15 protein-coding genes are annotated in these 16,511 nt (G+C 62.8%); 13 read left to right on the top strand and 2 right to left on the bottom strand.

Annotated features, from left to right (window positions below):
- Window positions 1-17 precede the first annotated feature (17 nt).
- Window positions 18-1,553 (bottom strand): EAL domain-containing protein, encoded by a 1,536-nt coding sequence (locus AB5Y54_RS06200; RefSeq protein ID WP_268453085.1) that lies wholly within the window; start codon window positions 1,551-1,553, stop codon window positions 18-20.
- Window positions 1,554-2,066: 513 nt separating this feature from the next.
- Here AB5Y54_RS06200 and AB5Y54_RS06195 point away from each other — a divergent pair.
- Window positions 2,067-3,986, top strand: a complete 1,920-nt coding sequence (locus tag AB5Y54_RS06195) for an EAL domain-containing protein (protein WP_324031765.1) — start codon at window positions 2,067-2,069, stop codon at window positions 3,984-3,986.
- Here AB5Y54_RS06195 and AB5Y54_RS06190 read toward each other — a convergent pair.
- Window positions 3,983-4,897, bottom strand: a complete 915-nt coding sequence (locus AB5Y54_RS06190; protein ID WP_049637313.1) for a 1-aminocyclopropane-1-carboxylate deaminase/D-cysteine desulfhydrase — start codon at window positions 4,895-4,897, stop codon at window positions 3,983-3,985. The two genes, AB5Y54_RS06195 and AB5Y54_RS06190, sit on opposite strands and share 4 nt — an antisense overlap.
- Before the next feature lie 120 nt (window positions 4,898-5,017).
- Here AB5Y54_RS06190 and AB5Y54_RS06185 point away from each other — a divergent pair, with 120 nt between their 5' ends.
- The 12 genes from AB5Y54_RS06185 to AB5Y54_RS06130 all read left to right on the top strand — a co-directional run bounded on the left by AB5Y54_RS06185 (window position 5,018) and on the right by AB5Y54_RS06130 (window position 16,461).
- On the top strand, window positions 5,018-5,881 hold the full coding sequence (locus tag AB5Y54_RS06185) for a hypothetical protein (RefSeq protein WP_041214302.1): 864 nt from the start codon (window positions 5,018-5,020) through the stop codon (window positions 5,879-5,881).
- On the top strand, window positions 5,881-6,474 hold the full coding sequence (locus AB5Y54_RS06180; RefSeq protein WP_124244041.1) for a PilN domain-containing protein: 594 nt from the start codon (window positions 5,881-5,883) through the stop codon (window positions 6,472-6,474). The genes AB5Y54_RS06185 and AB5Y54_RS06180 overlap by 1 nt, the downstream gene beginning before the upstream one ends.
- A complete protein-coding gene (locus AB5Y54_RS06175) occupies window positions 6,474-7,121 on the top strand; it encodes an MSHA biogenesis protein MshJ (RefSeq protein ID WP_201985552.1) in 648 nt (215 codons plus the stop codon). Before AB5Y54_RS06180 ends, AB5Y54_RS06175 begins: the two co-directional genes overlap by 1 nt.
- A gap of 28 nt (window positions 7,122-7,149) precedes the next feature.
- A complete protein-coding gene (locus AB5Y54_RS06170; protein ID WP_201985586.1) occupies window positions 7,150-7,479 on the top strand; it encodes an MSHA biogenesis protein MshK in 330 nt (109 codons plus the stop codon).
- A 70-nt stretch (window positions 7,480-7,549) separates the two neighbouring features.
- On the top strand, window positions 7,550-9,295 hold the full coding sequence (mshL, locus tag AB5Y54_RS06165; RefSeq protein ID WP_201985554.1) for a pilus (MSHA type) biogenesis protein MshL: 1,746 nt from the start codon (window positions 7,550-7,552) through the stop codon (window positions 9,293-9,295).
- 151 nt (window positions 9,296-9,446) lie between these two features.
- Window positions 9,447-10,337: an ExeA family protein gene (locus AB5Y54_RS06160; protein WP_368153373.1), complete on the top strand. Its 891-nt coding sequence runs from the start codon at window positions 9,447-9,449 to the stop codon at window positions 10,335-10,337.
- Window positions 10,334-11,470, top strand: coding sequence for a tetratricopeptide repeat protein (locus AB5Y54_RS06155; RefSeq protein WP_053288070.1), 1,137 nt, complete (start codon window positions 10,334-10,336; stop codon window positions 11,468-11,470). The genes AB5Y54_RS06160 and AB5Y54_RS06155 overlap by 4 nt, the downstream gene beginning before the upstream one ends.
- Window positions 11,471-11,544: 74 nt before the next feature.
- Window positions 11,545-13,257, top strand: a complete 1,713-nt coding sequence (mshE, locus tag AB5Y54_RS06150) for an MSHA fimbrial ATPase MshE (protein ID WP_053288071.1) — start codon at window positions 11,545-11,547, stop codon at window positions 13,255-13,257.
- Between the two features lie 47 nt (window positions 13,258-13,304).
- Entirely contained in the window at window positions 13,305-14,525 is a 1,221-nt protein-coding gene (locus AB5Y54_RS06145) for a type II secretion system F family protein (protein ID WP_053288072.1), read from the top strand.
- Window positions 14,526-14,779: 254 nt separating this feature from the next.
- A complete protein-coding gene (locus tag AB5Y54_RS06140) occupies window positions 14,780-15,238 on the top strand; it encodes a hypothetical protein (RefSeq protein WP_053288073.1) in 459 nt (152 codons plus the stop codon).
- Window positions 15,239-15,314: 76 nt separating this feature from the next.
- Entirely contained in the window at window positions 15,315-15,974 is a 660-nt protein-coding gene (locus AB5Y54_RS06135; RefSeq protein WP_041212210.1) for a type II secretion system protein, read from the top strand.
- A 19-nt stretch (window positions 15,975-15,993) separates the two neighbouring features.
- Window positions 15,994-16,461: a prepilin-type N-terminal cleavage/methylation domain-containing protein gene (locus AB5Y54_RS06130; RefSeq protein ID WP_045522947.1), complete on the top strand. Its 468-nt coding sequence runs from the start codon at window positions 15,994-15,996 to the stop codon at window positions 16,459-16,461.
- The last annotated feature ends 50 nt before the right edge of the window (window positions 16,462-16,511 follow it).

Genomic DNA, 16,511 nt, shown 5'->3' with positions numbered 1-16,511 from the left:
GCGGGGCAGATACCGCCTCAGTGCGGGTCGGAGGGGCTGGTTGTCTCGCCCTCTTGCCATGCCATCAGCCAGATCTTCAGTTTGCTCAGGGGCATGGGCTTGGCATAGACGTAGCCCTGGATCAGGTGGACTCCGTGGCGATGCAGATAATCCACCTGCTCCTGGGTTTCGACCCCTTCGGCGATCATCTCCATGCCCGATTTGAGGCCGAAAGCGATGGTGGCATCCAGCACGCTGCGCTTGAGGTCGTCCGTGCCTATGGTATCCACGAACATCTTGTCGATCTTGATCTGGCGAATGCCGAGCCGTTGCAGGTAGGCAAAGCCGCCATAGCCGGTGCCGAAGTCATCCAGCTTGAAGTGATAGCCCCTCTCCTGCAGAGCTGCGATCTCCGCCATGGCCCCCTGGATGTGCTTGATGGGATCCCGCTCGGTGAGTTCGAAGGTGAGGCGGGCCGGCGAGGGCCAGCCATGGCGCTGCAACTGGGTGCGCAGACGAGGTTGCTCGATATGGCCCGCCACCAGATTGACGCTGACCCACTGATGCGGGGCCAGGACGGGGAGATCCGCCAGGATGCGCTCCAGCAGTTGATCCGTCATCGGCAGGATGAGCCCCTGCTCTTCCGCATAGGCGATGAAGGTGCCTGGCGACACCAGATCCCGTCCTCGCTGCCAGCGCAGCAAGGCCTCGAATCCCACTACCCTTCGGTTTCTGCTGTCCACTATGGGCTGATAGAAGGGGATGAACTCCCGCCGAGCCAGCCCTCTTTGCAGCAATCCTTTGAGGGATCGCCGGTAGTTTCTAAGGCCCCAGTAGAGGGCCGCCAGCAGCACCCCCAGCGCCCCGGCCGACCAGAGGCCATCACGGTGTATCTGTGAGCGGGCGTAGCGTTTCAGTGCCTCGCCAGCCCAGAGGGTCTGTTCCACCTGATGCTGGGGGTCGAAACTGAGCAGCCGCATCGGGTTTGCCTCTTCTCGAATGTGCTTGTTGCCACGGGGGAAAAAGAGCCCGGACTGGGTCGGGTGCTTGTGGTTGAACTCCAGGTAGAAACAGTCGTTGCAGGGGGTGCGCAGCAGCTCATGGCTCCAGCTGCTGTCGAGCACCCAATAGGCCAGATTGCCGTTGCGTCTCGCATAGACCAGGGTTTCGCGTTCGGTATCGAACATGGGGGCCGTGCTGGAAATATGAAAGTCGGGGGAGACCGGTATGCCGGCGTCGGCAAGCTGGGGCAGGGCGGGGCCCAGGGTGGAGCAGCCGCTCCCGTTGGCAAGCTGCAGGCCGGCCAGGCGAATATGGCGGTTGTAATACTGGGGTGAGCGCAGCAGCGCCATGTCTTTGGGGCCGCAATCGAAGGCAAAGTGGGCGAGTTGAGCGGGGACATCGTGATCCAGGAGCTGGTTGCGCTCCTGCTGGTAGTCGAGCAGAGCCCTTTCCTTTGTCTGCAACAGGTGGTGAGCCAGCTTGTCGCTCAACAGGGGGGTGAGCAACAGCATCAGCAGCGGGGGCAAACAGAAGAGGCCCAGAGGAATCCATAACGGAGATCGTGCAGACATGGTGGGCACCCTTCTTCCCTGAAATGAAACAACCCGATTGAGGCTCAAGCATCATAGCATTAGCTGCATCGATTTGAGCCAAGTTGGTCACACTTGGAACAAAAACGATAATTAATTGATAAATAAAGGATATGGCTACACACCTGAACGAGATTCAATCGCTGACCTGTCATAAATGACAATTGTCCAGCTTATCTGAAGTGGCTAAAGTAACGGTGCGGTTTGACTCACCGTGTGTTCAATACTCCTGTATCTATTTTTGTCAGTAGCACAGAGTGTTAGTTTTGATATGAGTGTTTCTTTTGGTCCCCGTTGTGGGACCATTTTTCTGTCCGCTCCTCAGCCTGTGTCCCCTCGTTCTCTCCCTTGATGCCTCTTTTGCGGCCCGCGCAACGGCGCCGCATGACGCATCCGCCCGCTTATTTGCAGAAGCGGGATCTTCATCCATAGGCGGCGTTTGGTCTGGGCTGATACCATGATGCCCTATGGATGCTGTCGGCTACGGAAAGGCACATGAAACTGACCACTCAACTCGTCTCTTTTATTACGCTGTGCGTGATCTCGGCCATGGCCATGGTGATGCTCGGCGGGGTCTTCAGTTTCCGCCAGATGGGAATGGAGCTGCAGCAGAACCGTGTCGACTCCCTGGTGGAGATCATCGACAAGCAACTGGGGGTGACCGATGACCAGCAAGCCCTTGCCCGGTGGCTGCCCTCCCTGTTGCGGGCCTCCCATGTGGTGGAGCTGGAGATCCGTCAGGACAAGCAGCGGGTCTACTGGTTTCGCGATGTGCAGCAGCAGACGGACGAGAGCCTGCTGATCGCCTACAGCGAGGCGATCCCCAATCAGGCCGGGATGCGGGCCGACTTCAAGCTGGACAGGCCGTTCAAGGAGTTCGAGTACTCCATGAAGGCGATGTTCGGCATCTCTCTGGGTATCTTCATCGTGGTGTTCGGGCTCTGGTACTCCATCCGCTGGCTGCGTCTGCAGTTGCGCGGTGCCGAGCTGCTGGCGGAGCGTGCCCAGCTGATCCTGGATGGCAAGCTGACCAAGCTGGCCCATGACCCTGCCGAAGAGTGGCCTGTTTCGGCCAGTCAGGCCCTCACCCATCTGCTGACCGAGCTGGCCGACGCCCGCAAGGAGCGCAGCCGCTTCGACAACTTCATCCGCAGCAACGCCTTCGTTGACAAGACAACGGGCATCGGCAACCGCCTCTTCTTCGACAACCGGCTGGAGAGCGCCATCATGGAAGCAAGCGTGATCAGCGGCGGTGTGCTGCTGATCGAGCTGGCCGGTCTGGAGGAGCTGGATCCCGAGCTGAGCGGGCGCCCGAGCCAGGAACTCCTGATGGAGGCGAGCGCCACCATCGCCGCCTTCGTGCGAAAGCACAGCGGAGCCCTGCAGGCGCGCTATGCCGGTCAGGTCTTTGCCGTGCTGCTGCCTAACATGTCAGAGAGCGAGATGGTGGACGGTGCCAGCCAGTTGCTCAAGAGTCTGCAGCGGCTGCACTGGCCCGAAGCGGTCAATGCCGACACCGCCGTCTATCTCGGTGCGGTCTGCTACCAGGCACAGGATTCCCTGCTCAAGGTGCAGGAAGAGGCAGAGCTGGCGCTCAAGAGCGCACGCCTGCAAGGACACAGCGGCTGGTTCCTGTTCGAGAAATCTCTCAACGAGGAGGCGAGCAGCAAGGGAACGGTGCGCTGGCGCACCCTGATCAGCCGTCGCATCGAGGAGCAGGGCATCGACTTCTACGTCCAGCCTGTGCAGCAGGAGCGGGATCAGGTGGTGTTGCAGCAGGAGCTGCTCATCCGCCTTCACGACGAGCAGGGCCGGGAGCTGCAGGCGGGGGTCTTCATGCCCATGGCGGAGAAGGCCGGTCTGCTGCTGCCGCTGGACAGGCTGGTGGTGGCCCGAGCCTTGCGACTGCTGCGCCAGCGACCGGCATCGAGCTGCCCCATCAGCCTCTCTCTGTGCGCCCAGAACCTGCTCACCCGCGAGTTCCAGCGCGAGCTCTTCTTCGAGCTGTTCCAGTTGCCGCGCAGTACCAACGAGGGGTTGATCCTGCAGTTGTCGGAGTCTCAGGTGACCCGCCACTACGAAGCCCTCAAGCGGCCGCTTCGGGCGATGCGCATGCTGGGGTGCAGGCTTGCCATCGATCATGCGGGCCAGGACGTGGTGAGCACCCAGTACATCAAGGAGTTCGAGATCCACTTCCTCAAGCTGCACCCCAGCCTGGTGCGGGAGATCCACCTGCGCCAGGTCAACCAGATGGCGGTACGCAGTCTGGTGGGGGGCTGTGCCAATACCCAGGCCCGGGTCATCGCGGTGGGGGTAGAGAGTGGCGACGAGTGGAAGATGCTGCGACACCTGGGCGTGCATGCCGGTCAAGGTCCCTGGTTTGCCGACCCCGAGCCCCTCAACCTGCTTGACTAGCGCCCCGGCCGGGGTGACAGGCGGCCCTGCTCCTCCAGGCCCGCCAGCCCCTGCAAGCCACCGGTGTGGATGAAGATGATCTTGCTGCCGCGCGCAATGCGGCCTGCCGCCAGTTCGCGAAACAGCCCCCACATCGCCTTGCCACTGTAGATGGGTTCCAGCGGCAAGCCGGTTTCGGCACTGAATGCCTGCACCCATTGCCAGAGTGCCGGACTGAACCTGGCATAGCCGCCATCGTGGTGATCCAGCGCAATGCGCCAGCCCGGAGTAGTGGCCGCTGCCGGATGCAACCGGCATACCTCGCCGGTGATGAAGTCGGCCCCCTTGAGCACCGCGATGGCCAGGATCTGCTCCTGCGCCCGCTTGCCCGCGATGAGCCCCGCCAGGGTGCCGCCGCTGGCGCAGGGCAGCACCCAGAGATCCGGCGAGAAGGGCACCTCGTCGATCAGCTCGGCCACCCCGGGGATGGCCAGCGGGCTGCTGCCTCCTTCCGGTACCAGCAGGGTGTCGTCATCCTCGAACCGGGCAAGCCATTCGGGATCCTGGCGCCGGCGATAGTCCTGCCGGTCGACAAAAACGAGATCCATGCCCCAGCCTTTGGCCGCTTTCAGGGTGGGATTGCTGACGGTATCCCCTTCACCGCGTATGATGCCCGTGGTGCGCAGTCCCAGTCTGAGTCCTGCTGCGGCCAGGGCGTGGATGTGATTGGAGTAGGCGCCGCCAAAGGAGAGGATGTGGCCCTTGCCCAGCATCTGTGCCTGTTGCAGATGGTATTTGAGCTTTCGCCATTTGTTGCCGGAGAGGGTCGGGTGGATCAGATCGTCCCGCTTGCACCAGAGCGTGACGTCATGGGCGGCCAGCAGAGGATGCCGGATCCGGTGCAGGGGGGAGGGGAGCTGAAGGGGAGCCATGGGATCGTCTCCCGTGGGTGCCAGCGTGGCCGTCGATGCGTCGTTTGTCATAAAGTTGGAGGCTAATAGCCTGTTTATGTTAAGGTTTAGTCCGTTTTACGCGGCCAGGTGAAGATCCAGATGAAGTCACTGTTCAGGCGTTCTCCCTCCAGCCATCAGGTCGGGATCCTGCTGGCCAGCGATCGCATTCTGCTGGCCTGCGTGGACCCCGTTCCCGTGTTTGCCAGCCAGCCTGTCAACGGCCCCCACGACTGGTCCAAGGCCCTGGCCGAGCTGTTTTCCCGGCACGGTCTGGCCAAGTCTAAGGTGCGGGTGGCCCTCGCGGCCAGCCTTTATCAGCAGATCCAGATCGACAAGCCCGCCGTCCCCGATGCCGAGATGGCGGGGGCCCTGCCCTGGGCCATCAAGGATTTCGTCAACGAGCCGGTGTTGCAGCTCGCCATGGATTATGTGGACCTGCCGACGCCCCCTGCCGGGCGTCCGCGCATCAACGTTGTCTGCATGCCCAAGAGCCGGGTGCAGCAGGTGGCGGATGCGGTCAACGGCGCGGCGACCCTGGAGGCCATCGTCAGTGACGAACTGGCCATGACGGCCCTCTACGAGGCGGACCAGATGGTGCGCATGCTGCTCTGGCAACCGCGGGGGCAGGAGCTGCAACTGCTGGTCTTCCATCGGGGCGGACTCTGCTTCTCCCGCCAGTTGCGCGGATTTGCGAGCCTCACCGGCAGCCATGAGCCAGATGCCGACCAGCTCGACGCGCTGGCGCTGGAGATCCAGCGATCCATCGATTATCTGGCCGGCCATCTCAAGCTGCCCGAGCCCGGCCAGTTGCAACTGGCCATCGCCTCCTCCGCCATGGGGGTACTGGTGCGTCACCTGGAACAGACATTCGGTTTCCCGGTGTCGGCCATGGCAAACAAGGCGGTACTGGCAGGAGTCGAATACCTCAGTGCCTATGGCGCGGCCCTGGGCAGGAGCGACTGATGAAACACCAAATCAACCTCTATGGCGCCGAATTCCGGCCAAGACGCCTGTGGGCCAGCCTGCCCCAGATGGCGTTGGTCTGGGGCGGCGTCCTGGTGCTGCTGCTGGGGGCCACCCTCTTCTATGGCTGGCAACAGCAGGGCCTCGATCGTGAATTGGCTGGCGTGCGGGCACAGCTCGATGTGCAGCGCGGCGAGGCCAGGCGTCTCGACGCGGAGCTGGCGCGCCATCTGGCGAATGCAGACTTGCAGCGGCAACTGGCCGACAAGCGGGAAGAGCTGGGGGCGAAACAGGCGCTGATGCAGCAGCTTGGCCACCTCTCCCTGCAAAAATCCCAGGGTTATGCGGGGGTGATGGCGGACCTTGCCCGCCTGCGGGATCCCCGCCTCTCCCTGCAACGGATCGAGATAAGCGACGGGCGCATCAACCTCGCGGGCGTGGCCGAACGCAGTCAGGACGTGCCCGCCTGGGTGAACCGCTTCAAGCAGACCCCCTCCCTGGCGGGTAAGCAGTTTGGCGAGCTCACCCTGAGTCGGGACAAGGAGGGCCAGCTTGCCTTCCAGCTCAGTGGCATAGCGCGGGAGACTCCCTGATGGACATGAAGGCACAATGGCAGGGATGGGCGCAGCAGATCGCAGCCCTCAGCCTGCGCGAGCGGATCCTCATTCTGTTGACCGGGGTCGCGCTGCTCGGGGCCATGGGCATCTATGGCTGGCTGGATGACGCCGACACCCGGCTGGGCCAGGATCGGCAGGCCCTGGCGGCGGCGCAGCGGGATCTGGAGATCCTGACCCTGGAAAACCAGGGCAAGCAGGCCAGGCTGGGGCGGGATCCCGATGCCCAGGTGCGCGATCAGCTCGCCGACGTCGAGACGTCCCTGCGCCAGATGGATGCCGAGCTGCTGGCTCAGACGGTGGATCTGATCCCCGCCCACGAAATGCCCGCGGTGCTGGAAGCTCTGTTGTCCTGCTCCGCCAACCTGCATATGCTGGCGCTCACCTCCCTCAAACCCGAGCCGCTGATGGCCGGGGAGCAGAAGGCCAACCTGTTCAAGCACGGGATCCGGCTCCAGCTGGAAGGGGGCTATTTCGATGTCTACCAGTACCTGAAAGCGCTCGAAGCCCTGCCTCGGCACTTCTACTGGAAGGGCTTTGACTACCGGGTGGTCGAGCATCCCAAGGCGGCGGTAGCGATGGAGATCTACACCCTCAGCACCAGCAAGGAGTTCATCCGTGGTTAAGCGGCATGTCGGCGGGACGGGATCCCGCATTTTTGCCTTCCCATCCTGGCGCTGGCTGGCCCTGTGGGGGAGCCTGCTCGCGCTGCAGGCCCAGGCCGAGGTGCTGCAGGATCCCACCATGCCCCTGGCGGGATCCGGCTCGGCGGCGAGTGTCGCCAAGGAGGCCGGTCTGCCCAGGTTGCAGAGCATCATCCTGGGGAGCGGGCCCGCTCTGGCGGTGCTCGACGGTCAAAGCTACCGGGTCGGCCAGCAGGTCAACGGATTCCGGCTGGTGGGGATCAGCGCCGACAGCGTGGTGCTGGAAAAAGCGGGCAAACGCCAGACACTGACCCTGTTTGGCAGCAAGATCCGGATGTGAAGTGGGTGTCGCACGGGATGGTGCGGGCCAGGTTTGTCGAGTTTCATAGCGAGTCAGGTGCACGAATAACATGAAAAAACACCCTTTTTGTCTGCTTCCCCTCGCGCTGGCGGTGGCGGGTTGCACTACCTATCGTCACCCCGAGCCGGTACAGGCCAAAGATGCACTCAAGCAGGCGATGAGCGAGCAGAGCCCGACCGTCCCCCTGACTTCCCTGCCGCCCTCGGTGCAGAGCGAGCTGTTGCAGCTCAATCGTCCCCAGCAGCCGATGACCATTCCCGAGAAGCGGATGCGCATCGCGGCCCATGACGTGGACGCGGTGGAGTTCTTCGGCTCCCTGTTCAAGGGCTCCCGCTACAGCGTGGCGGTCCATCCCGGTGTGGCGGGCGTCATTTCGGTAGAGCTCAAGGACGTGACCCTGCAGGAGGCACTGGCGACCGTCGGCGACATGTACGGCTTCGACGTACAGCGCAAGGGCAACGTGTTCCACGTCTATCCCGCCGGTCTGCGCACCGAGACCATCCCGGTCAACTATCTGATGATGTCCCGTCGTGGCCTCTCCCGCACCTCGGTCAGCACCGGCGGGGTGACTTCTAGTGAGAACAACTCAAACAACAGCGGGTTGAATTCCAACAGCAATACCGAAATATCATCTAGCCAGAATGGCACAGGTATTTCGAGTAATTCCAATACTCAAACCACATCGAATGGTACCCAGATTGAGACTGATACCAACAGTGATTATTGGACCGACTTACGTGACACTTTGCAAACACTGATTGGAAATGGTGATGGTCGGGCTGTCATCACCAGCCCACAGGCAGGCTTGGTCACTATTCGCGCCTATCCGAAAGAGCTAAAAGCAGTCCGTGAATTCCTGACTCAATCCGAAAGTCATTTAAAACGTCAGGTCGTACTCGAAGCGCGAATTATGGAAGTAGCTCTTAGTGAAGGTTATGAGCAGGGGGTAGATTGGAGCGGTTTGACAGCTAGTTGGGATGGCAATAAAGGTATTCCCAAGGTGGCTCAGCCAGACCTGATGGCGCCTAATATCCCAGAGAGTCAGCAGACCTATAACCTGCTTAAGGGGGGAGGATCCCTTGGCGAGAGTCTGGTTGGTGCAGTAAATCCGATCTTTAACGCAATTGGTGGGGGGGCTGGTTTCACTATTACTGACGGCAACTTCAATGTGGCGGTCAACCTGCTCAAGACTCAGGGGGATGTGAATACCCTCTCCAGCCCCCGTGTCACTGCGACAAACAATCAGAAGGCTGTGATAAAGGTCGGGACGGACGAGTACTTCGTCACCAATGCGACGACGACGCTTACCTCAACCACAACAGGGACTGAGCGGACACCAAATGTTGAGTTGACCCCCTTCTTCTCCGGTATCGCGCTGGACGTAACGCCACAGATCGACGAAGAGGGCAAGGTGCTGCTTCATATCCATCCGTCAGTGATTGATACCGAAGAACAAAACAAAACCATCGATCTGGGCACCACGGGAGGCAAGATGACCTTGCCGCTCGCCAAGAGCTCGATCCGCGAGTCGGATACCGTGGTGCAGGCCAATAACGGTGACATTATCGTCATCGGCGGTTTGATGAAGACCGACAAGCAGGAGATCGTCAGCAAGGTGCCGCTACTGGGGGATATTCCCTGGGTGGGCGAAGCCTTTACCAACCGCCGCGAGAGCACCAAGAAGGTGGAGTTGGTGATCATGCTCAAACCGACCGTGGTGGAGAAAGATACCTGGCAAAACGAGCTGCAACGCTCCTCCGAGCTGCTCGACAAATGGTATCCCCCCAAGGGCTGATCCGGGATGACGCGCCTATTGAGCACTCCTTCTCCCATGTGGCGGCGCCTCCCGGCTGCAGCCAGTCTGCCCTGCCCGACGGCGGAGGCGCCATGTCGCTGATCCGGGGCTGTCTGCGGCTGCGCACCCGGGACTCTGGCCGGGAGGGTGCATGTATCTGAGCCACTTAGGACTGCGGGAAGCCCCCTTCGGCCTGACCCCGAACACCGGTTTCTATTACGGCCTGCCCCCCCACGAGGAGGCCATGCAGGTGCTCAACTGGGCGCTGGGGCAGGGGGAGGGCTTCATCAAGGTGACCGGCGAGGTGGGCACCGGCAAGACCCTGCTCTGTCGCAAGCTGCTGAGCGAGCTCGGCTCCGAGGCCTGCCCGGTGCGCCTGGCCTGGCTGCCCAACCCCCATCTCACTCCGGGGGAGCTGCGCACGGCCCTGGCCCTGGAGCTGGGGTTGACGCTGGCGGGGGAGAGCGAGCTGGATCTCACGGATCGCATTCACCGCCATCTGATCTCCCTGCATCGGCAAGGGAGTCGGGTGGTGGTGCTGATCGACGAGGCGCAAGCCCTGCCGGACGAGACCCTGGAGGCGATCCGGCTGTTTGGCAACCTGGAAACCGAATCCAGCAAGCTGCTGCAAATCGTGTTGTTCGGCCAGCCCGAGCTGGATGCCAGGCTCGGGCAGCCCCGTCTTCGCCAGTTGCGCCAGCGCATCGGTTTTTCCTACCGCCTGCGGCCGCTGCGGCTCGACGAGACCCGCGCCTATCTGGAGTACCGGCTGCAGGTGTCCGGCTATCGCGGGGCCGCCCTGTTCGATGGCCGCGCCCTGCGCAGGCTGTGGCGCGCATCCCGCGGCATTCCCCGCCTCATCAACATACTGGCGCAGAAGTGCCTGATGCTGGCCTATGGCCGCGGTGTGCGGCGGATCGACAGCGCCCTGGTCCGGCTCGCCATCCGGGATACCGATGATGCCCGCCGTGGCCGTCTCACCCTCTGGTGGCCCCTGTTGTTGTTGCTGGGCACCGCCCTGGCGTATGGAGTCTGGTCATGAGCGTGATCAATCAGATGCTGAAAGATCTGGATAGGCGTCAGCAAGAGGCCGAGGGAGCCGCCGTCTATGTGGCGCCGGTGCGCCAGCAAGGCTGGTGGATGCTGGTGCTGACCCTGCTGTGTACCCTGGCCCTGGGGATCCTCGGCTGGCGCACCTGGATCTTCTGGCAGCAGAGCCAGCGAGCCTCCCTGCCAGCGGCGCAGGTCGAGGCCCCCCGCACCGCCCCTACGGTGGCGCCATCCGCGCCCCTGGCGGTGGTGGCCACCACACAGGCGGTCTCCTCTGCCGCGCCAGTGGCAAAGGTGCCCGCCGCCAGTGCCGAGTCGACCGCCGCCAGAGTGGCCCCCTCCGTAGCCGAGCAGGTTCCGGCCGATGAGGCCGTGCTCGCCGATGAGGGTAATCCGCAGGAAGCGCTGGGGGACGAGACGATCCCGAGCGACGAGGAGCTGCAGCCGGACCTCTATGCCGAGCTGGCTGCTGAGCAGAGCGCCGAAGAGGCGCCTGCACCCGCCGCGCCGCGTAAACCCGGGATCCTGAAGATCGAGACGGTGGAACTCTCCGACGCCGAGCTGGCCACCCTGGCCGAGCGCAAGGCGACCACGGCCATGGCCAAGGGACGGATGCAGGAGGCGCAGGATGGCTACTACGAAGTGCTGGCCCACGATCCCCACAACCAGGGGGCGCGGGAACAGCTGGCGGGCCTGCTCTATGGCGCCGGACGGCTGACCGAGGCCGCCCAGGTGCTGGAAGAGGGGCTGAGGCTGGATCCCGCGCAGGCGGACCTGCGTCTGCTGCTGGCCCGTGTGGCCATCAGCGGCGGGGATCGGCAGAAGGCGCTGGATTGGCTCACCGGCTATCAGCCCGATATCGCCAGCAATCTGGATTATTACGCCACCTGGGCCGGTCTTGCCCAGGAGCTGGGGCAGCCTGTCCAGGCGTCCGAGATGTACGTCAGGCTGTTGCGCCAGCAGCCGGATCAGGGGCGCTGGTGGCTGGGACTGGGGGTGGCGGAGGATGGTCAGGGACACCGTCAGCGGGCACTGGATGCCTATCGCAATGCCCAGTTGCACGGCAATCTGGGGGAGGCCTCCACCCAATGGCTTGAACAACGAATTGGCCAACTGACCCATTGATTAAAGCGGCAGTTCGATGAGCCCATGCCATCGGACCAGGCAGCGGGCGTGAAGCAACAGAAATCGGAGCAACAATGGCACAACCCAGACTGAAAATGCGCCTAGGCGACCTGCTGGTACAGGAACAGATCATCTCGGATGATCAGCTGCAGCTCGCCCTGCAGCAGCAGCGCCAGACCGGCCGCAAGCTGGGGACCACCCTCATCGATCTCGGCTTCATCAGCGAGGTGCAACTGCTGACCTTCCTCGCCCGTCAGCTGGATGTGCCCTTCTTCGATCTCAACAACCTCACCATCGACGTCTCGGCCGTGACCCTGTTGCCCGAGGTGCAGGCGCGCCGCTACCGGGCGCTGGCCGTCAACCTGAGCGACGACAAGGTCACCGTGGTGATGTCGGATCCGGCGGATCTGAGCGCCCTCGACGCCATCGCTGCCCTGCTCAGCCCGCGGGAGCTGGTGCTGGCCGTGGCCCGTGAAGGCCAGCTGCTGGAGTATTTCGACCGTCTCTATCGCCGCACCCGGGAGATAGAGAACTTCGCGGTGCAACTGCACGAAGAGCACCAGGAGACCGGCTTCGAGCTGGGGGCCGGCAGCCTCAATGCCGCAACCGACGAGGGGGAGGCGACGGTGGCCAAGCTGCTGCGCTCCCTGTTCGAGGACGCGGTACAGGTGGGTGCCTCCGACATCCATATCGAACCGGACGAGAAGGTGCTGCGCATTCGCCAGCGTATCGACGGCGTGCTGCACGAGAACATCCTCAACGAGGTGCGCATTGCCCAGGCGCTGGTGCTGCGCCTCAAGCTGGTGGCCGGGCTCGACATCTCGGAGAAGCGTCTGCCCCAGGATGGCCGCTTCAACATGAAGGTGCGCGGCCGCGACGTGGATGTGCGGATGTCCACCATGCCGGTGCAGTACGGGGAATCCGTGGTGATGCGGCTGCTGGATCAATCCTCCGGGATCTTGTCGCTCGCCGAGACCGGGATGCCATCCGCCATCCTGACCCGCTTCCGCCGTCAGCTCAAACGCCCTCACGGCATGATCCTGGTGACGGGCCCGACCGGTAGCGGCAAGACCACGACGCTCTACGGCGCCCTCTCCGAGCTCAACCAGGCCAGCCACAAGATCATCACGGTGGAAGACCCGGTGGAGTACCGTCTGCCCCGCATCAGCCAGGTGCAGGTCAATCCCAAGATAGGGCTCACCTTCTCCCAGGTGCTGCGCTCCACCCTGCGCCAGGATCCGGACATCCTGCTGGTGGGGGAGATGCGGGACAACGAGACGGTGGAGATCGGCCTGCGCGGCGCCATCACGGGCCACCTGGTGCTGACCACCTTACACACCAACGACGCCGTGACCAGCGCCCTGCGTCTCATCGACATGGGGGCGCCCGGCTATCTGGTGGCGAGCGCCCTGCGGGCCGTGGTGGCCCAGCGCCTGGTGCGGCGGGTGTGTGAACACTGCGCCTGCGAGACGGCGCCGGACGAGGGGCAGGCCACCTGGCTCACGGTGCTCTCCGGTGAATCGCCGGGGCAGCATCGCTATCGCAAGGGGCGGGGTTGCCAGAGCTGCAACTTCACCGGCTACGCGGGCCGGATCGGGGTGTACGAGCTGCTGGAGCTGGATCAACCCATGATGGATGCCCTGCGCCGCAACGATGCCGAGGGGTTTGCCCGGGCGGCACGGGCGCACGAGCACTACCGTCCCCTGGCCCTGACGGCGCTCGACTATGCCCGCGAGGGGATCACCTCGGTGGACGAGGTGCTTCGGCTGGCCGAGGACCTGGGGTAACGCATGAGGCATCTGGATCGTACTGAATCACTCTGCCGGGGTCGCCCATGAATCGTTTTGCCTACAAGGGGCGTGACAGCCAGGGCCAGGCCGTCAGCGGCGTGGTGGAAGCGGTCAGCGAGCTGGCCGCCGCCGAGCAGCTGATGCGCCGCGGGGTGATGCCCACCGAGCTGAAGGCCGGCAAGGTCAGGTCTGCCAACATCGACTGGTCGCTGCTGCTGGAAGGGAGCGTCAAGCTGGAGGAGCTGGTGGTCTTCAGCCGCCAGATGTATGCCCTGACCCGGGCAGGCATCCCTATCCTGCGCGCCATCGCGGGGCTGGAGGAGAGCGCCCACAGCAAGCCCCTCAAGCGGGCGCTTCACGCCCTGGGGGAGGATCTGGCCAACGGCCGGCCGCTGTCGAGCGCGATGCAGTCGCACCCGAAGGTGTTCAGCAGCCTCTTCGTGGCCATCATCCACGTGGGGGAGAACACGGGTCAGCTGGAGGAGGCCTTCCTGCAGCTCGCCAACTATTTCGATCTGGAGCTGGAGACCCGCAAGCGGATCAAGACCGCCATGCGCTACCCCACCTTCGTGCTGATTGCCATCGCCGTCGCCATGGTGATCCTCAACATCATGGTGATCCCCGTCTTTGCCGGGATGTTTGCCAAGTTCGGGGTGGAGCTGCCGCTGGCGACCCGTATCCTGCTGGCCACCTCCCACTTCTTCGTTCACTACTGGTGGCTGCTGCTCGCCATCCTGGTGGGCGCCGTCGTCGGCTGGCGACGCTGGGTCGCCACCACCAAAGGCAGGCTGGCCTGGCACAGATGGCAGCTGCGGCTGCCCATCGTCGGCTCCATCATAGAGCGCTCCCTGCTTGCCCGTTTTGCCCGCAGCTTCTCCATGATGCTCAAGGCCGGCGTGCCGCTCAACACGGCGCTGACCCTGGTGGCCGATGCGGTGGACAACGCCTGGATGGCGGGGCAGATCCGCGACATGCGGGGCGGCATCGAGCGAGGGGAAAGCCTGCTGCGCACCGCCGGGGCCAGCGGCCTCTTCACCCCTCTGGTGATGCAGATGATCGCGGTGGGGGAGGAGACCGGCCAGGTGGACGAGCTGCTGCACGAGGCGGCCGAGTATTACGAGCGTGAGGTGGATTATGACCTCAAGAGCCTCACCGCCCGCATCGAACCCATCCTCATCGGCATCGTGGCGGTCATGGTACTGGTGCTGGCCCTGGGTATCTTCACTCCCATGTGGGACATGATGAGAGCTGTTCGCGGTCAGTGACAGGGTTCAGCATCTTTACTCCCTTGATGATGGGACATGATGAGAGCTGTTCGCGGTCAGTGACAGGGTTCAGCATCTTCACTCCTCTGATGGTGGGACATGATGAGAGCGGTGCGCGGCCAGTGACAGGGTTCAGCATCTTCACTCCTCTGATGGTGGGACATGATGAGAGCGGTGCGCGGCCAGTAGGCAGTATCTTCATGGTCATCCGGATGCCGCCCGTGCCGGGCACAGAGAACAAGGTATAAAAGAGCATGAGCAGAGAGTCCGAGCAGGATGAGCACTGGCTGGGGGGATATCGGCGGGTCGTCGTCTTTATCCTGCTGGCAGTCATCGTCACGACCCTGGTCATGAGCTATCGCAATCACAGGGAAGAGGCGCTGGCCATCAGCGCCAGCCTGCTCGGTGAGCAGTTCGCACAGCGGGCCCAGCGCCTGCACGGACGCTGGCTCGACGAGCGGCGTCCGTCGGTGCTCCATGCCGAGGGCGCAGCCTGGCAGTTCGATGAGCGGGGCTGGCCTCTGGCGGTGTTGCCGCGCAAGTCGCCATCGGCCGATTGCCGTCAGCTCTGGCTCGCCCTGCTGGGGCACGATGAGGGGCTTTCGTCCTGGCAGGCCCTTGCCAGCGAAGGAGGCGGCGGGTGTGAATTCGGCCAGGAAGGGCACTGGCTGCACTACAGCTTCACCGATGGCCGGGTGGTGGCCCTCCCCTGATTGGGTGCTTCAAGTATTTCATTGACATGATTTTTTTCTATCCGCATGAAATAATGCGGACCATTACGGAGGCAGCATGGCAGCAAAGAGAGTGAGACCCGTTCGGGCGCTTGGCCGGATGGCCGGTTTTTCCCTGATTGAGCTGGTGATCGTCATCGTGATCCTGGGGATCCTGGCCGTCACCGCCTTGCCCCGTTTTCTCGATGTGACCGACGAGGCGAAGAAGGCGAGCGTGGAAGGGGTGTCCGGCGGTTTCGCCACCGGAGTGTCCCTGGTGCGGGCCCAGTGGGAGGCCGAGGGGCGTGCCAGGCAGGATGGACTCAACACCGTGCTCTATGACGGCTCGCGTTTCTATCTGACCACGCCGACCGACAGTCAGGTCAGCAATGGCGAGCTCTCTCCCGGGTATCCCATGGACACGGCAGCAAGCGGCACGCCCGATGTGGATCCGGCCAGTCTGACGGCGGCCCGCTGCCTCAATATTTGGGAGGGGTTGTTGCAGAATCCTCCCAAGGCTACTGCCCGCTTTGACGAGGTGCGCGGTAGCGGCAATGACCTGAAGTTCTATGCCACGGTGAGCAACAATGGACTGGATTCGGTCTGCCGTTACTATCTGGTCAACAGCCTGAGCAAGGGAAGTGATGGACGTTATCAGGACCCGCAAGGGAGCACGGATGCGTTCATGAGTTTCAGTTATCGCCCGGCCTCCGGCCAGGTGACCACCCATATCAATTGATAAACCGAGGAAAGACGTAATGAAAAAGCAATCGGGCTTTACCCTGATCGAACTGGTCATCGTGATCATCATTCTGGGCATTCTGGCGGTCACCGCCGCACCCAAGTTCCTGAATCTGCAGGATGATGCCAAGGCGGCTGCGGCACAGGGTGTACAAGCTGCACTGCAAAGTGCTTCTGGTCTGGTGTACAGCAAGGCTGCCTTGGAAGGTGTTGAGGCATCCTCTACCGTTAAGAATGTCTCTGTTGCTGGCGGTACTGTCACCACTCTGTTTGGTTACCCGACAGCAAATGCTGACGGTATTGTGAAAGCGGTCAGCCTGGATGGTTGGGCGATCAGTGGCGCGGGTTCTACCGACGCTGGTGGTATCGCAAAGTTCTATCCGACAAATACCAAGGGTGATGGTTGCTATGTTGTCTATACCGCAGCCACCTCCACCTCTACAGCGACTGCCGCTGTGTCAGGTTCTTTGGCAACCTGTAAATAACGTCTAAATGAACGGGGCATCTTAAGTTGCCCCGTTCATTTTTCATTTAA

Origin of the sequence: Aeromonas sp. s9 (assembly GCF_040907765.1) — a bacterium.
GTDB classification, from domain to species: domain Bacteria; phylum Pseudomonadota; class Gammaproteobacteria; order Enterobacterales; family Aeromonadaceae; genus Aeromonas; species Aeromonas caviae.
Note: the sequence above shows the minus strand (reverse complement) of the source record. Positions and strands in the feature narration are given on the sequence as shown.

What these genes read in the sequence shown, in the direction of transcription:
- AB5Y54_RS06155 (WP_053288070.1), top strand. Translation starts at nt 10,334, where the DNA reads ATGAGCGTGATCAATCAGATGCTGAAAGATCTGGATAGGCGTCAGCAA.
- AB5Y54_RS06160 (WP_368153373.1), top strand. Translation starts at nt 9,447, where the DNA reads ATGTATCTGAGCCACTTAGGACTGCGGGAAGCCCCCTTCGGCCTGACC.
- AB5Y54_RS06135 (WP_041212210.1), top strand. Translation starts at nt 15,315, where the DNA reads ATGGCAGCAAAGAGAGTGAGACCCGTTCGGGCGCTTGGCCGGATGGCC.
- AB5Y54_RS06200 (WP_268453085.1), bottom strand. Translation starts at nt 1,553, where the DNA reads ATGTCTGCACGATCTCCGTTATGGATTCCTCTGGGCCTCTTCTGTTTG.
- mshL (WP_201985554.1), top strand. Translation starts at nt 7,550, where the DNA reads ATGAAAAAACACCCTTTTTGTCTGCTTCCCCTCGCGCTGGCGGTGGCG.
- AB5Y54_RS06175 (WP_201985552.1), top strand. Translation starts at nt 6,474, where the DNA reads ATGGACATGAAGGCACAATGGCAGGGATGGGCGCAGCAGATCGCAGCC.
- AB5Y54_RS06180 (WP_124244041.1), top strand. Translation starts at nt 5,881, where the DNA reads ATGAAACACCAAATCAACCTCTATGGCGCCGAATTCCGGCCAAGACGC.
- AB5Y54_RS06185 (WP_041214302.1), top strand. Translation starts at nt 5,018, where the DNA reads ATGAAGTCACTGTTCAGGCGTTCTCCCTCCAGCCATCAGGTCGGGATC.
- mshE (WP_053288071.1), top strand. Translation starts at nt 11,545, where the DNA reads ATGGCACAACCCAGACTGAAAATGCGCCTAGGCGACCTGCTGGTACAG.
- AB5Y54_RS06190 (WP_049637313.1), bottom strand. Translation starts at nt 4,897, where the DNA reads ATGGCTCCCCTTCAGCTCCCCTCCCCCCTGCACCGGATCCGGCATCCT.
- AB5Y54_RS06130 (WP_045522947.1), top strand. Translation starts at nt 15,994, where the DNA reads ATGAAAAAGCAATCGGGCTTTACCCTGATCGAACTGGTCATCGTGATC.
- AB5Y54_RS06195 (WP_324031765.1), top strand. Translation starts at nt 2,067, where the DNA reads ATGAAACTGACCACTCAACTCGTCTCTTTTATTACGCTGTGCGTGATC.
- AB5Y54_RS06140 (WP_053288073.1), top strand. Translation starts at nt 14,780, where the DNA reads ATGAGCAGAGAGTCCGAGCAGGATGAGCACTGGCTGGGGGGATATCGG.
- AB5Y54_RS06145 (WP_053288072.1), top strand. Translation starts at nt 13,305, where the DNA reads ATGAATCGTTTTGCCTACAAGGGGCGTGACAGCCAGGGCCAGGCCGTC.